The organism is Bradyrhizobium sp. 160, from assembly GCF_023073735.1.
GTDB lineage: Bacteria > Pseudomonadota > Alphaproteobacteria > Rhizobiales > Xanthobacteraceae > Bradyrhizobium.
This window is the reverse complement of sequence record NZ_JADPKD010000067.1, coordinates 388,970-403,386: the sequence shown is the minus strand read 5'-3', so window position 1 is coordinate 403,386 and position 14,417 is coordinate 388,970. Positions and strand designations below refer to the sequence as shown.

The following is a 14,417-nucleotide window of genomic DNA, read 5'->3' as shown; positions in this document are numbered from 1 at the left end:
GAGAGCTCTATGATGATGTCTCCGCGAGCCTGCTACGGGCCTTGAGCGGCTTCCTGATATCAGTCGTGCTGATCGTGCCACTTGGTCTCGCTGTCGGTTGGTATTCGCGCCTCGGCAATCTCCTGAACCAGTTCATCGAGATCTGCCGGAACACGGCCCCGCTCGCGCTGTTGCCGGTGTTCATCTTGCTGCTCGGCATCGGCGAGATGTCGAAGATCACCATGGTGATCTATAGCTGCGCTTGGCCGCTTCTCCTCAACACCGTCGCGGCTGTAAAGCAGGTGGATCCGCTCCTCATCAAATCGGCGCGAACCATGGGGGCTACGCCGCAGCAACTCTTCCGCAAAGTTATTCTTCCCGCCGCGTTTCCGACCATCTTTGTCGGCATCCGCCTTGCGAGCGCGTCCGCGATGCTGGTCTTAGTGGCGTCCGAGATGGTCGGGGCGAAGGCTGGCCTTGGCTACCTCATCATCAACAGCCAGTACAGCTTCCTGATCCCTCAGATGTATTTCGGTATCTTGGGTATCACCGTGATCGGCCTCGCGTTGAATGCCATGCTTCAAGGTCTGGAGCGGCACCTCATGCGATGGAAGCCACAGGCAGCAGCCTGAAGCACCACCGATCGCTATTTCGTGCCAATCATGATCGCCCCAAGCCAGCGCGGAGGGCACATCTGCGCCGGCCGGATTATTTGAACTTGATGCCGTCGCGTCGTGCTGGTGTTCGACGGCAGACCCGCAGGCATCTGGAAAGCGGTGCGTGCAGCCGGTGTCATTCATGCGTGCCACAGGGATTTCCGCGGTACCTGGAGCGCCAGTCCGGCGGTTCGGGGTGCCTGATATACGTGTGATCGGTGTTGTGTATCGGCGGTACAGTCGGCTGCCTGATCGTGGCTGTCCCTCCTGCCGTTGAACAATCTCCGAGCTTAAGACGATGTCCCGAGAAAGTGCAGGACCTATCTCACACGTCGAGCAGCGTCGCCCAGGGGGCTTTGAAAATAAACTCGCTCCAAACAGGCTTATCAATCCTTGTCCTGCTCCACCTGATTCTTTCAGTTTAACGAAAAGGTGCCAATGTTTCGAATAGACGTCTGACTGTAGCGTTTTCGTCAGCCTCCTGGTCCATCATGGTGTCACCATTGGGAGATCTCGAAAATGCTTGATGCCGCCACAACTGCGCTTCTACGATCCGTCCTCGATGAGGTCTGTGCGAGCCTTCCCCGCGATGAGACCGGCGCTCGCGCTCACGTTGCCGCAAAGATCTTAGAGGCGGCCAATACAGGTGAGAAAGCCCGCGAGCGTCTGAAGCACATCGCTCGTGAGGCTCTGTCAGGAACGACTAGAAATGTCAGAGCTGAAAGCAAGAATGTTGTGCAGGTGATCTGATGTATGGTCTGCAGCAGACCAGCGTTCACGGAAGGCAGCCGGACCGCCGAATACGATCGCTGAGCTCTGATAGGTCGGCGCGGATCGGCGTTATGCTCAAGCTCTTCTTCTTCGAGATGTGAGTAGACCCAAGTTTGACGCGTCGGCGCGGCACTGGCGCTCATGCGCCGGACTGAGCCAGACGCGCTGCTTCGGAGCGCGGACCCTCTGAGAGCAGTTCAGCTCTCGTCCGCCTGGTTTGCTTTAGGGTGGAAAACTACCATACGCGCCTGAATATATCCGCGCCCTTCAGCTTGCGGGGCTTGCCTTTGCTGTCAACGTAGAAAAGCGTCCATGACGTTGGCATCTGCGATCCCTTGATTGTACCCACCCAGCTAGTGAAGGAATTGCACTGGGCAAAAGTGACAACAAAATACAAGCCGGTTGGACTAACCGATCCCGATGCAGGATACGGTATGCCCTGGCAGGCGAAACCTTGGGCATGGTTTGTGAAGGTCCCTTGTAGTACCCCGCCATTGGTAGACCAAACAAACAGTTCAGAGCCGCGTTCATTTTTCCAGTAAGAGGGGGCAGGAAGCCCTTGCGCCATGGCCTCGGCGGAGAGCAATACGGATTGAACGAGCAACAAAAATCCTAGAAGTTTCTTCATATTGAAGCTCCCAAACAGACGTGGAACACCGTGCAGTCTGGTACAACCTGAGGTCACGTTCGCTGCTCATATCGTGCATTCGACAACAGAATGCGGCGCGCATGCCCCAACTCACGCTGGATCGCGGCGCAGGGCTCAGTTGAGTCCCACACTCTTACTTGCCACATGGTTTCCGGCGATGACTGCCCCGCACTCGGCTCATTGACGTTTGCGCCGAATGAGTTTTGATCGCGAGTTGGAGAGCGACTTTGGCCTGGACTTTTCGTCAAGGCATCGATTGCGTGTCTATACTGCGGCTGAGTTAGGCCGAACAGTCGTCGAGGGCGAGAAGATTGTCGTTCCAGACCCCATCGGCATAAGTCTGAATGAATTTACGTCCCGAGGGGCTTTTTCGCACGGCAACCCAGGCCGTCGAATTGCCGTTTTGCGTATAGAACCGGTGGTACTTGTTCTCGATAGAATGGACGACGTTCTCCACCTTGTCCCGCCATCGTCCTCCTTCGGGCTTGGGTCCACCCACCTCCGTGATGTGTTCATGCTGGCTCATGCGGTTCGGCTTGCGAACACAATCAATACGGTAAGTCGCCATAGTCTTAGTTTCCTTCCAACCAAGAATATATTCGGCGCGATCAAGCCCTGTGTCGGTACGTGAGGGGCTTACCGGAGCTCCTGCGAATGCGTCGCGCACGTCCTTGATCGTCAATTCAGGTGCCAGCGGCAATACCGAGAACGCGATGGCGGCTGGGGTGCCACGCAATGCTTTCAGTACTGCGTGATCCGATTTGCATCGCTAACACAACGCGATGCAGATATTCGGCAAAAAATCTCTTCTGGTCGCCGCGAATCACTATCGAACTGGTATTACGCAGCACGGAAGCCAATTGCTTACCGCGATCAGCAATGTGCGGCGCCAGTCGTGCCCGCTAGTGTCGAAGCTATGGTGAAGCCTTTACTCGACTCCATCGACAGAATTCCTGAGCTTGCGGCTAGAGCTCTAGAGATTTAGCGGCAACAATTGATGGCTTTAGTCGGGGAGAAAGAAGCTGAAACATGTAAGTTGGCTTGCGCGGCTTCTACAATCACCGGTAAATGATGATGTTTTGCTTGCCGGTGAAAATAAATGGCTCAATCCCGTATCCTTGCTGTTTACGTCGCGCTAACGGTTCTGTTTCTCTCTGCGCCGGCGAGAGGGCAGCAGGCTCAGCCGGCACGGGGTGACGGACAGAGCCCTGCGCAGTCAGCGGGCGCTAACGCCCCTCAGATCGCGCCGAGCGATCCGCAGAAGCAATGTGTCAAGCCCGGAGAGTTCGCTGTAGAACTTCGATCTGGTCGCAATCCTGTAGGCTCCCCAATCGTCCTGGCCACGAACTTCTTGCCCACCGACCAGCGGGTCGATGTCGGCGTGCGCGCGCCGTTTGTCGATGGTGTGCGCTATTTCGCGGGCATCGACTACGGAGACGAGACCTATCTTTTTAAGCGGCAAGACGTCGTCACCCACCGCGCGACGGAGACGGACGCCTTAGTCAAGAAGCATCTGCTCGAGCCCGATCAGACCATCGTCACATTGAATATGGGCGACGATCTGGCCTGGTTTTGGAGTAGGGTCGATCTCTATCTCTACACCTGCAACAGCCCAGTCGGTCAGTCGCCCTGGCGCGTATCATCCGTAAGCGTCCGCCTCAGTCCGTACTGGTTCAGCATTGGGACCGTCCTTGTCGAGGTGCTGGTTCTCTACCTCTGGATAGCCTTTGCACTCCGCAAGAAGGATCACACGTTGGGATCTTTCTTGCGCGCGTTGAACCCCGCACAGGTCTCCGCGGGCCCGGACGGCAAAGGAAGTCTGTCGACCTTCCAGACACTGGCTTTCTCTCTGGCGGTTGCTGCCCTGATTTCGCTGCTTCTCCTTCAGACCGGAACGTTGGTTGATCTGTCCGGATCGATCCTGACGCTCTTGGGCATTAGCGGCATTGGCGCAACCATAGCAAAGGGCACTGACAGCCAACGGAACACGTTGTCGGCAGACAATCGGGCATGGCTCCTGCGCCGCAATTGGCTTCCGATGGCAAAGACGTCAGTCGATCCGTCGAATGCGAGCTGGCGTGACTTCTTCTCCACTGACGGTGTCTTCGATGTGTACCGCTACCAAAGCTTTATATTCGGGCTGGTCGTGATCGGTGGGCTGATCGCGGCGGGCGTAAACCAGCTTTCGACCTTCGTCGTTCCGGACACGATCCTGGGCATCGTCGGACTTAGCCAGCTCGTCTACATCGGCGGCAAGCTGGTGACACCGACGAACATTTCCGACCTCAATGCGGCCATTGCCAGTCTTCGCTCTGAAGAGCAGAAGCTCAAGGCCGCCGCGATCGCCGCTAAGCAGGGGCAGGTGATAAGCCTGGCAGAGGCGATCCCGCTCGTGGGCCAAAGCACCTACGACGCATACCGTCAGAAAGCCAGGGATGTAGCCGCCATCTTCACCGATGCGACCGGCATTACCGTCGCAGATGCATCCCTCGAACCTCTCGTCACATGATAAAGGCAGACTGACATGGCTAAGAACATCTTGGTGTTCGCGGACGGCACGGGCAACGAAGGCGGTCTCCTGCCTGACGAGAGCCGCACGAACGTCTATAAGCTCTACCGAGCAACGCGTACCGGGCCGGATTCGATCATCGACCCAAAGAGGCAATTAGCACTCTACATTCCCGGTATTGGGACGCCTGTGCCTGGACACACCAACGCTTGGGGCAGGTTGAAAGAGACTGTCCAGCAGATGTTCGGATTCGGCATCACGAAGAAGATCATCGATTGCTATGTCGCGATTATCGGCGTCTGGGAGCCTGAAGATCGTATCTACCTGTTCGGCTTCAGCCGCGGCGCCTATACGGCGAGGTGCCTCGCGCACGTACTCGAGCTCTGCGGTATTCCGACGAAGGAGCGGGACGGTCAGCCGATCAGTCTTGATCCGGCTTCGTTGAGGAAAGTTGCCAAGGAGGCAGTCTCCTCGATCTACTGGCTTGGAATGCCAAGGGCAGCCGCGGAGGCCGACAAGCGGGCGGCGCAGTTTCGCAATGCCTACAGCTCACAGGTCGGACGTCGTGCAGGGGCTTCCGCCTATTTTATCGGAATTTGGGACGCTGTCGCCGCGATCGGTTGGCAACGCTTTTTTCCAGACTGGGCTTACGATCGACATTTTCCATCCGATATCCAGTACGCCCGGCATCTGCAATCAATCGATGAGGGCCGGAGGGACTTCAAGCGGGTACCCTGGGGTGGAAGCGGTACCGTGAAGTGGCCGGAGCGACAGGGTGAGCCCGAGCAGTTCGACCAGATCTGGTTTGCCGGCAATCACGCCGACATCGGTGGAAGCTATCCCGAGAACGAATCTCGCCTGTCTGACATCACGCTTGCCTGGATGGTGGAATTCATCACCCAGAAGATTCCGGAGACCGGTCGCGTCTTGGTCGATAGAGACCTATTAAGATTATATCCGTCGGCGGACGGCATGATGCACGATGAATGCATGATGGGTATGGGTGGCACCGCGCTCAAATGGTCAAAGGCGGTGCGCCAGGTGCCCGACACAGCGCAACTTCACCCAACCGTCTATGAGCGGCTAGCAATGAAGGCGGTGCGCAATTTTACGAGCTTCGCACCATACCGGCCCGTCGCCTTGCAGAACCATCTTAAGGCCAAGACATACTACCAGGCTGATAGCAGCGGAGGCGGCGATACGGTCGCAACCAGCCTCGAGAAGAAGCCGAGACCTACCGCGAGTGGCACTTTGCCCAGTTGATTCGAGCGCATGCTGACCTGCATTTCCGGATGGCGATCGAATGCGACCGCCTTGAATCGTCCCTGGCCAAGAGAAAGATAAAGGAAAATGCTGCAAAGGCACAGTCGGGGTCCGATATTCCAGCCCCACAAACGTAAATCGCGTTGTTCGGCGAGGACGACTTAGCTCGCCACTCGATGTCTGCGGGAGGCGACATAGTCGATCTCAGCCCGGCTGACGGCGAAATTCATCAATTCCCGATCGCTCAAATCTGACAAAGAGGCGCGCATTGTCTGGCGCTCGCGACGCGCCCTATAAACACCAGAATACTTGGAGATGATCGAGGAAAGAACCGATGCCAATGTCGCGTAGGCCGCCATTCGGCATCTCCAATCGACCCAAATAGCAAGGGCAGGACTATTAAGTCCCGTCTTGAGGTAAGTCTGCATTCCCGCGCAAGCTCGCTCAAGCTTTCTCCCCGCTCGTGCAGGGTGTTTCTTGGCCTCATTGAGCAGCTTTTACGCGCAGTTTTCTGTTTTGCCGCGGAGAATCATCTCCAGATCAGAAGAAGCTGACGGAGCGCGCCGAACCCTGGATAAGTTCGATCTGCGGGAGTGCAGTCAGCGGACACTTGCTCGACCGAGTCGCGCTCTCGTGTTCTCACCCTTTGATGGGAATGGAATTCTGTTCGAAGAGGAGATGTCAGCTGGATCGAGCATAAAATGAAAGTGCCTGTTTGTAGAGTGTCACGCCTGGAGCAGGACCGGTTCAAATGACGCAGCTCCTGAGCCCTGTACTCAGCGGGGGGTTACTACGAGTGCAAGCCCATCCCGACATCGGACCGATGTTGCCTTTGCTGTTGTTCAGCGGAGCCGGCGATATTGCTATCGCTCGTAGTGGCCATCTGCTCGCCTGAGAATCTTGGCTGCGCTTTCGCAATAGTGCCGTAGACCTAGAAGAGAAAGACCAGAGCGGAACGACGGTGGAGGCCGCGTTTCTATCTCATCCGGCAGACGAATAGGCGCGAGGCGACTACGAGAACGAGGCCCAGCAGCCGTCTTCCTCGTGACCGCCTGTTCTCCGATTGCAGGTATCATCGAGGAGCCGCTGCCCCACCTTCTTCCAGATCAACTCGGGACCGTATAGCCGCAAGGCGTCAACCTTCTGAATTTCGACCGTGCGCCCGCATCGGCGGCAGTCGACGCGCAACACGTGCCGGTTGATCTCACAGAGGCGCCGAGCCTCGGCCGAGCTGGGGGCGGGCCGCGCGTCGGCGGCAGCTTGGTCCAAAATCGCCTGCCAGTATTCCGGCGGCATCGGATCTGCCGGACCGACCGCAGGCGATATCGAGGCGGTCTTGCCGGCTTGGGGAGCGGCAGCAGCCAACTTGTCCATTTGTTTTCGGGTCGGCATGCGCCAACTCGCGGGTCTCACGGAGGCCATCGGCGATTAGAACATATAACGAACATCGCAGTCGACTCGGAACCTGTAAAGCCAAAACAAGCAGGTCCGCGATCGCAGCATGCTATGGTTTTTCTAAAAAAACCAAAATATAACTAGAAAAGCTTGGACTTGGTATGGGTTCCCATGAAGCGCAGTGATCTCAGCCACACGATCCGCGAGACCCTTAAGAGGTTGCCCCCGCCCTACGATTCCCATTATGGGATCGTCCCGCCGGCGCCTCCGGAAGACGGCGTCTTCGCCCCTGGAGCGACCAAAACCCTTGAAGCTGCTCAAGCGGCTTTCGGGAAGGTCGACGCCATCGCGGCCCAGATGAAGGACCCCTACATCGTCAGCCGGGTCCTGACCAGACGTGAGGCGGTCAGCTCCTCATCAATCGAAGGTACCCAGAGCACCCTCGACGAATTGCTGTCCGTTGAGGAGACCGGCGATGATGGCGCCCGGGACGAAGCGCGCCAAGTCCGCAACTACGCCGTTGCCTTGGATGGCTTCATCCCGAGGGCCGCCAAGCACGGCTACAGCGTCTTCACGATGGACCTGATCAGTGATCTCCATCGCGCTGTGATGAAGGACGATCCCGACTACCAGGATGTTCCCGGCGACCTCCGCTCCCGCGTCGTGTGGATCGGCGGAAATAAGGACATCGCGTATTCAAGTCTCAACCCTCCGCCCCCCGCCGATGTCCCGGGCTGCCTCGCCCAAACGGTTGATTACCTTCGCAACGAAGGGATGCAGCAGATGACGCAAGGGTTCATCACGCGCATGGCGATCGCCCACACCCATTTCGAGGCGGTACACCCATTCCGCGACGGCAACGGTCGCGTCGGTCGCCTTTTACTTCCGCTGATGATGGCGGCGGAGAAGCATGTGCCTCTGTACCTATCGCCTTACATCGAAAGCAAAAAGGGTACGTACTACGCCTCGCTGAAGCACGCGCAACAACGGCTTGACTGGGAGCCCATCATCACATTCATGGCCGACGCTATAGCCGGTACCGTCGAAGAACTGATCCGAACCAGGACGGCGCTGTCGGAATTATCTGAGCGCTGGAGGCAGCGACGAAAATTCCGAAAGGGCTCGGCCGCGTTGCGAACCTTGGACGAACTTCACAACTATCCAGTGGTGACCGCGAAGCGACTTGGACAACTCCTCGATGTCTCCCCTGCACAGATAAATCAGGGCATCGCACAATTGCAAGAAGCCGGCATTCTGCAAGAGAGGACCGGATACGCGCGCAACCGCGTCTACGCCGCTCCGGAAGCTCTCGCCATCATCAACCGTCCGTTCGGCCAAGAGCCCATCCTTACCGAGACCGATTTCGACGAAACTTGATCCGACCGAGATCTCGGCTGGTACGAAGCGGCCTCGATCAGACCTGCGCTTGCGTATCCGATGGTCATCATGATCATCGGCACTTATGCCGTTCGATGCGTCATCATCATACTGGCGATGATCATCGCATGGCGATCATCGGTATCGTGAACCAGGCCGGCAGAGGACCGGCAGCAGCAGCAGAGTTCTTCAGGCCCGGACATCGACATTGCGCACAATGGCAGCGTGGCGTGATTTTGCGCAGCGACGACACCTCGTTGCGCCGTCCTTCAATATGTCGGACGCAGCACGAGGCGCTCGCCAACTAGCCTTGCAAGATAACCGCTCGGTTGAGAAGATGCGACAGTCGACAATCGCGACGGAAGTCAGGTCAGGGCGTTGGGGTGTCACAATGTCGGGCGAATCGCTGCGGTGTCGATCACAAGAAATAACCACTACGTCCCGCAATGGTATCAACAGGGGTTCTTTGAGCCTGTGTGCTCGTCGCTTGCCTACGTCGACACGACACCTGATCGGAAGGTCCTGGCGGACGGCCGCGTGATTACTCAAAGGGGCGCGTGGGACAGTACGCCGACCTCATTGGCATTTCGCCAGAAGGACTTGTATTCGACCTTTTTCGGAACGTCCGTCAATGACGAAATTGAGCGCCGCTTATTCGGCGATGTCGACGCCAGGGGCTCGCAAGCGGTTCGCGCCTTCATAGGCACAGACATTGGCGAATGGCACGACCATTTCCAAGACTTCTTCGAGTTTCTCGATATCCAGAAACTCCGTACGCCGAAGGGCTTGGACTGGCTCAAGGCCCAATATGCACGCAGAACGAACTGATGTTCGAGATGCAGGGCATCTGCATGCTGCACTGCGCGATCTGGGTCGGAGGCGTGCCCGAGATTGTCTCTGCCGAAGACTCCGACGTGAAGTTCATTACTAGCGACCACCCCGTGACGATCTACAACCACGCGGTCCCTCCCACGGATGGCGCGTGCGCGTACCCGCTTGATCCCGGAATAGCGCTGCGGGGTTCGCAGACGCTTTACCCGATGGATCGCGACCACTGTTTGATCCTCACGAATCTGGAGTACGCAAAGGACCCGAGGACTGACCCCCTCCAGAAGAGGACCTTTGCGCGCAACTACCGGCAGTCCATAACCAAGATCGGCTCGTTGATCCGCGAGCGGAGGCTTACCGCGCAGGAAGTTGCGGAAATCAATTTCATCGTCAAAAAGCGTGCGCGCCGCTATATCGGCGGTGGGCGCAAGGAATGGCTATACACTTCGCAGCGAAGGTCGCACACCAGCATCTTCACCAATGAAATTGAAGCGATTGCCGATATTCGTTTCCCGAATTCGCGCTAGAAAAAAGCTCTCGAATCCAGCCGCGTCGATTTCGTCCATCAATTGAAAATCTTCGTCGGCCGGGCCGACAATATGGAAAATCATTCTTTGGATGGAAATTCCGCTTAGTACACTGTCGTCCAAAAGGCCCATTCATGTCCCCCGTCAGATGCCGCGAAGCAGCAGGACGGAAGTAGCAGAAACTTCGCCACTCAACTAACGTGAAGCGAAGAACATAAAGAGAACGATCCGGCCCGTCAAGTCGTTTTGCGGGGGCGGCAGAGCCGCCCCTCGATCTAAAGTCTTATCACCGCCGAGTAGTCTTGGCCTTCTGAACCGTAGAAACGATTACGTTGGGCAGACTAACCCTGAGGTCAGCAATCTGTTGCTGAACCCTCGCCAACCCCGCAGCATCAGCACCACGCACATCAATGGTTACGTTGACTGGCGCGCTAACTGATGCTCCCGGCATCACTCCGTTAGGCAGAACCTGCGAGCCCTTCGGCAGATTGACTAGCTCCGGCCCTTTCTCGCCAACAATTGACCAACCGCCCGGTGCGTTGTCCGTGCCGTCTGCAAACATTGGGAACGAAAGACCGCCAGTACCTGCACCAAGTCCGCTAGAGCATGTTGGAGCGCTACCACCGCCGCCAGTGCCGAACAGCCCTAGCAATCCCCCACCGGTCGTACCGCCGAACGCCTTTGACCAAAGGTTGTCGATTGCCATTGACATCAGCTTGTCGGCAATCTTGTTCAGCGCGTTTACACCGGCCGGCTGGAAGGAAGACCAAAACGAGTTGCTCGCCTGCATAGCGTGCGTTAGGTCTGTCGCGAATCCGGTAATGTCCTGTCGGGCTTCATTGCTGAACTCCCTAAGTGCATTGTTCATCCGCATTTGCGCGGCTTCCGCACTGTTAAGAGCGGTTGTAACGTCCGGGTAAATATTCTTTAGCGCCGTCGCAATCTGAACGTCTTGCGGCGTCAACATCGCCGTTTGACTTGAGAAGTTGATTTGGTTTGCAACCTTCGCCTTCTCCAACGCCAAAGCCGCATCACCGGCGCTTTGGGCTAACTTCTCAAAACCGGCCCGGCGCTGATCGGTGGTTGAAATTCCTTCCCTCTCCGCCGCAGCCTCTAGCTGAGCCATGGTTCTAAGATGCTCGATATTGTCTGCAGTCGTACCCACCGAGTCCGCACCGGCTTGCTGAGTTTTGATGTACTTGTTGAGCGACTCCGTTGCTCGATCCAGTGAATCATTACTGCTGTTCTTATCTCGACCGGCTACCCGCGATGGAATTGGGTTCTCATAATCATCCGCCGTCAGCCCAGCCAGGGGATGCGCCCTTGAGCCGAGGTCCGGTGGATTAGCCTTATCAAAGGCCGCGTCCATCTGCGATTGTGTCGGGTAGCTAGGTTCGACAATTCGGCTGGCAGCGTAGCCCGGTATTGTGTTTGCTGCCGACTCGCCGCTCTGGAACGAAAATCCGTTCCAAATTGCCTTACCAAAGTTCGTCCAAGTCTGAGTTTCAAATACAGGTTGGTTCTGAAATTCTCTTGCAGCCTGTGTTAGTCCTTCAGCGTCAATAGTGATAACGCCGTCGTCTGCCGGGATGCCGGTAGCCTTCTCGAACTGCTTAAAGCTTTCGTCACTGGCCTTCTGAATTGCTGCAGGGTCTATCGACTTGATAAACTCCACACCCTTTTCAATCAGCTTGTCCATATACGGCAGCATTTCGTCGAACGCTGCCCTCATATGCAACGACCATTCAACGCTAGACTTGCGCCAACGTTCGTCGAACTCTGCCGCCTTATCTATTGTCTCGTCACTGATAACTACCCCGGCGTCTTGCGCCGCATTCCTGATGCTGTCCAAGCCGTGTGCGGCTTGCTCTAGAAACGGAATCCATTCCTTGGTAAAGCCAAGCATCTGCGCAATTGCGATTTGATCTTGTGGGGTCTGAGCCCTGCGCACAAGGTCGCCTGCAGTCGTCAACAGTTGCGTCTCAGTCAGTAGCTGACCGTTGGCATTTTTGATGCTAAGTCCGTTCTCCTGCTAGAAACCCCGTTTCAATCAGGAGCCTCCATGCCAAAGAAAACCAAGAAGATTACCCGCCGTGAATGGACCGCAGCGGACGTGAAAGAGTTGCGCGCCCATTCAAAGGCGAAAACACCTGTGACAAAAATCTCGAAGCAGACCAAGCGAAGCGTGCCCTCTTTACGGATGAAGGCATCAAGCCTCGGAATTGGACTCGGTCACCAACGTTGACTCGTCGCTGTTTCGTTCTCTCCGATCAAGATGTTCGCGGAAGGTTTTTCCTACTGCCGGAAAGAGATTTCCGACAATGAACCAATCGCGAACATCTATCGCTTTGTGCGTGGGTTTTGGCGCACCGTCGCAGCGCTTTCCGCATTTGCGGATGCCAGCGCATCAACGCGTGCGCTTAGTGCGCCTAACTGATCCGACATCAGCTTGCGATTACTGCCTTCCGATGCAATTTTTCGCTGGATGTCCGCTATCCGGTCCACAAGACTTTGCTGGCTCGACTGAAGATCTTTTACCGTTTGCTCAAGAGCTGCTTGTCTGTTCGACGCCAGAATCTTGGCGAGTAGCAGTCGCTGCCTGCAGGGCCTCAATTCTGTTATTCATCCAAACGAAGCCGCCTCCGGCCAGCACAACAACCAGCGTGACGACGAGCCAAGGCAAGACCGGCCGGTTGGAATTAACGGACTCTGTCATCATCACTCCTTCGGATAGCATTACGACCATCCAACGCACGGAATCTGACATAGTTGCGGCGGCTGATCCATTTCTAGGATGTTGCTTGCCGCTTCATGGGCAAACTATATCGATGACTCCAAACCATGTTCTCCTTGTCGCCATACTCTTCCCAGAGCGCCGCTAACTCTTCCTGAGACTTAAAGCGGAAGAAGCCGCATGCGGCGTCACCGCGAAGCCAAGCCTGCGCGTTAGCGCTCAGAGCCTGTCGCTTATTCAGCGCCCTTTTTCTTGGTGCCATGCATCACCGCCGATTAGCAGGCAACGCTGGCGGACGGCCGGAAGCCGCTTCACCGATATCAAGGCCAAGTTCTCGAAATAAACGGGCCATGCCGATACGGCTATCCCGCTCGATCGCAACGGCCGGGTGCGCCCGTGGGCTGCCGAACCGGTCCTGATACATCATACCTTCTTTGGCAATAACCTTCCGGGCGTCTTCCGCGCGGTCGTAGGCTTCGCAAGCCTTGGTTAGAAGAATGATGTGGTGCGGCTCGAATTCGTATTCCGCGACGGCGCCGCTGAAGAATGCTGCCGCATCCTTGCTAAGGTGCTTGGGTGGTTTGTAGGTCTGTGTAGCCATTGTTGCCTTTCTAAAATTTTTGATTTGAACGGGGTCACCGTCCGTAAAAGTTTTCCCATGGGCCGATTAGAGCCCTTAACGCTGTGAGGACTCGACGCCCCCTAGCCCTATCCCGAACGGGCCAGTTAAGACTGTCTGGCTTCGCCGATTTCCTTGCGCGTTAGCCCGACGTACGCGATGCTACCGCTTGGTTCGTCAGGGCCGCCAAGGTCGCAGATTAAAAGCCGCAACTGCGCCTGAAAGATCGCTCGCTTTCTTACGGCATTCAGATGTCCTTAGCTTGACATCATCACGGTTGTTTTCGTGGAGACGTCTCTCGAAATGCATTCCGGCCGCATGCAGCACGCCAGCGCCTATCTCGATTGCGATGGCCAGGGCGGTTATAAAGAACTCGCCAGAGGCAAAGTGATATATTCCAAATCCGAGAGCGGCAGCTTCGAACCCGAACATGATGTATCCTAAAGCCTTTAGCGCTCCCAACGCTTCACTGTTGACATTTGTCCGCTTGATATCATTTGCCAGACGTTTCAGTTGGCGTGCGTGGTCCGCGACCCTCATGGCAGCTGTCCGTTGAGCGTACGTTCATGGGGCGGCTCTTCACCTTCCACAACTATCTCTATGGTGGAATCCTCTTTGGCCTTGATCCTCAGTTCGGATATCACCGCCTCGTTGAATTTGCTTACAAGATCAATATCGCTCGCAAGCTCAAGAAAACTGCGCTTCACCTTCAGTTCAAGCTGAAGGTTTCGATTCATGCTACGGAGGTTCGAACCAAGAACACCGAGACCGACCAAGATCAAAACGATAGTAGCGGAGGTCCATATCCAGAGCAGGTTAGGCAGAGGTAGCGAGGCCGAGCCCACAAAGTCTCTGAAAGCAGGCGGAAACACCGTATCTGTGCTGTGCTTGAGCAGGAAGCCACCTGGACGAGCGCCTTCACCCAAGAATAGCAACCCAGCGCAGGCGCCTAGTACGGCGCATCCAGTTGCGAAGAGTGGATTCTTGATCGCCTTCTGCAAGTACCCGGGCATCTAAGTCATCCCTTCTTTGAACTGAGGATCGTTACCGTCGGTGCTTAGTTGCGAGGCCGATTTCCCAGGTCCGATAGGGCAGGTCTGCTCACTGAAA

Annotated in this window: 15 protein-coding genes; 7 read left to right on the top strand and 8 right to left on the bottom strand. The window is 56.3% G+C overall.

All coding sequences use genetic code 11. The annotated features are described in order from the left end of the window. Positions 1-41 precede the first annotated feature (41 nt). Positions 42-611, top strand: coding sequence for an ABC transporter permease (locus tag IVA98_RS29440; protein ID WP_247332872.1), 570 nt, complete (start codon positions 42-44; stop codon positions 609-611). A 1,030-nt stretch (positions 612-1,641) separates the two neighbouring features. Here IVA98_RS29440 and IVA98_RS29430 read toward each other — a convergent pair. Further along, a complete protein-coding gene (locus IVA98_RS29430) occupies positions 1,642-2,034 on the bottom strand; it encodes an avidin/streptavidin family protein (protein WP_247307169.1) in 393 nt (130 codons plus the stop codon). Positions 2,035-2,335: 301 nt separating this feature from the next. Beyond that, the gene (locus tag IVA98_RS29425) at positions 2,336-2,791 is read right to left on the bottom strand and encodes a DUF3892 domain-containing protein (protein ID WP_247307165.1); all 456 of its coding nucleotides are present in this window, start codon (positions 2,789-2,791) and stop codon (positions 2,336-2,338) included. A gap of 363 nt (positions 2,792-3,154) precedes the next feature. On the opposite strand from IVA98_RS29425, the gene IVA98_RS29420 reads away from it, so the two are divergent. Continuing rightward, entirely contained in the window at positions 3,155-4,564 is a 1,410-nt protein-coding gene (locus IVA98_RS29420; protein WP_247356061.1) for a hypothetical protein, read from the top strand. 15 nt (positions 4,565-4,579) lie between these two features. Then, the gene (locus IVA98_RS29415; protein ID WP_247356060.1) at positions 4,580-5,827 is read left to right on the top strand and encodes a phospholipase effector Tle1 domain-containing protein; all 1,248 of its coding nucleotides are present in this window, start codon (positions 4,580-4,582) and stop codon (positions 5,825-5,827) included. Positions 5,828-5,988: 161 nt separating this feature from the next. Here the strand turns inward: IVA98_RS29415 and IVA98_RS29410 are convergent, their stop codons facing one another. Further along, positions 5,989-6,186, bottom strand: coding sequence for a hypothetical protein (locus tag IVA98_RS29410; protein WP_247332881.1), 198 nt, complete (start codon positions 6,184-6,186; stop codon positions 5,989-5,991). A gap of 652 nt (positions 6,187-6,838) precedes the next feature. Beyond that, positions 6,839-7,219, bottom strand: coding sequence for a hypothetical protein (locus IVA98_RS29405; RefSeq protein WP_247307156.1), 381 nt, complete (start codon positions 7,217-7,219; stop codon positions 6,839-6,841). A gap of 174 nt (positions 7,220-7,393) precedes the next feature. Here IVA98_RS29405 and IVA98_RS29400 point away from each other — a divergent pair, with 174 nt between their 5' ends. The 3 genes from IVA98_RS29400 to IVA98_RS29390 all read left to right on the top strand — a co-directional run bounded on the left by IVA98_RS29400 (position 7,394) and on the right by IVA98_RS29390 (position 9,954). Beyond that, positions 7,394-8,599: a Fic family protein gene (locus tag IVA98_RS29400; protein WP_247356058.1), complete on the top strand. Its 1,206-nt coding sequence runs from the start codon at positions 7,394-7,396 to the stop codon at positions 8,597-8,599. A gap of 411 nt (positions 8,600-9,010) precedes the next feature. Then, positions 9,011-9,427, top strand: a complete 417-nt coding sequence (locus IVA98_RS29395) for a DUF4238 domain-containing protein (protein WP_247356050.1) — start codon at positions 9,011-9,013, stop codon at positions 9,425-9,427. Next, a complete protein-coding gene (locus IVA98_RS29390) occupies positions 9,427-9,954 on the top strand; it encodes a DUF4238 domain-containing protein (RefSeq protein WP_247356049.1) in 528 nt (175 codons plus the stop codon). The genes IVA98_RS29395 and IVA98_RS29390 overlap by 1 nt, the downstream gene beginning before the upstream one ends. A 286-nt stretch (positions 9,955-10,240) precedes the next feature. On the opposite strand, the gene IVA98_RS29385 is transcribed toward IVA98_RS29390, so the two are convergent. Continuing rightward, positions 10,241-11,926 (bottom strand): hypothetical protein, encoded by a 1,686-nt coding sequence (locus tag IVA98_RS29385; protein WP_247356047.1) that lies wholly within the window; start codon positions 11,924-11,926, stop codon positions 10,241-10,243. Positions 11,927-12,016: 90 nt separating this feature from the next. On the opposite strand from IVA98_RS29385, the gene IVA98_RS29380 reads away from it, so the two are divergent. Continuing rightward, positions 12,017-12,199, top strand: a complete 183-nt coding sequence (locus IVA98_RS29380) for a hypothetical protein (protein WP_247332889.1) — start codon at positions 12,017-12,019, stop codon at positions 12,197-12,199. Between the two features lie 754 nt (positions 12,200-12,953). Here the strand turns inward: IVA98_RS29380 and IVA98_RS29375 are convergent. From IVA98_RS29375 to IVA98_RS29365, 3 genes are all read right to left on the bottom strand, one after another. Beyond that, on the bottom strand, positions 12,954-13,289 hold the full coding sequence (locus tag IVA98_RS29375) for a P27 family phage terminase small subunit (protein WP_247356046.1): 336 nt from the start codon (positions 13,287-13,289) through the stop codon (positions 12,954-12,956). Positions 13,290-13,484: 195 nt separating this feature from the next. Then, positions 13,485-13,847, bottom strand: a complete 363-nt coding sequence (locus IVA98_RS29370) for a hypothetical protein (protein WP_247356045.1) — start codon at positions 13,845-13,847, stop codon at positions 13,485-13,487. Beyond that, positions 13,844-14,320, bottom strand: a complete 477-nt coding sequence (locus IVA98_RS29365; RefSeq protein WP_247356043.1) for a hypothetical protein — start codon at positions 14,318-14,320, stop codon at positions 13,844-13,846. Before IVA98_RS29365 ends, IVA98_RS29370 begins: the two co-directional genes overlap by 4 nt. Between the last annotated feature and the right edge of the window lie 97 nt (positions 14,321-14,417).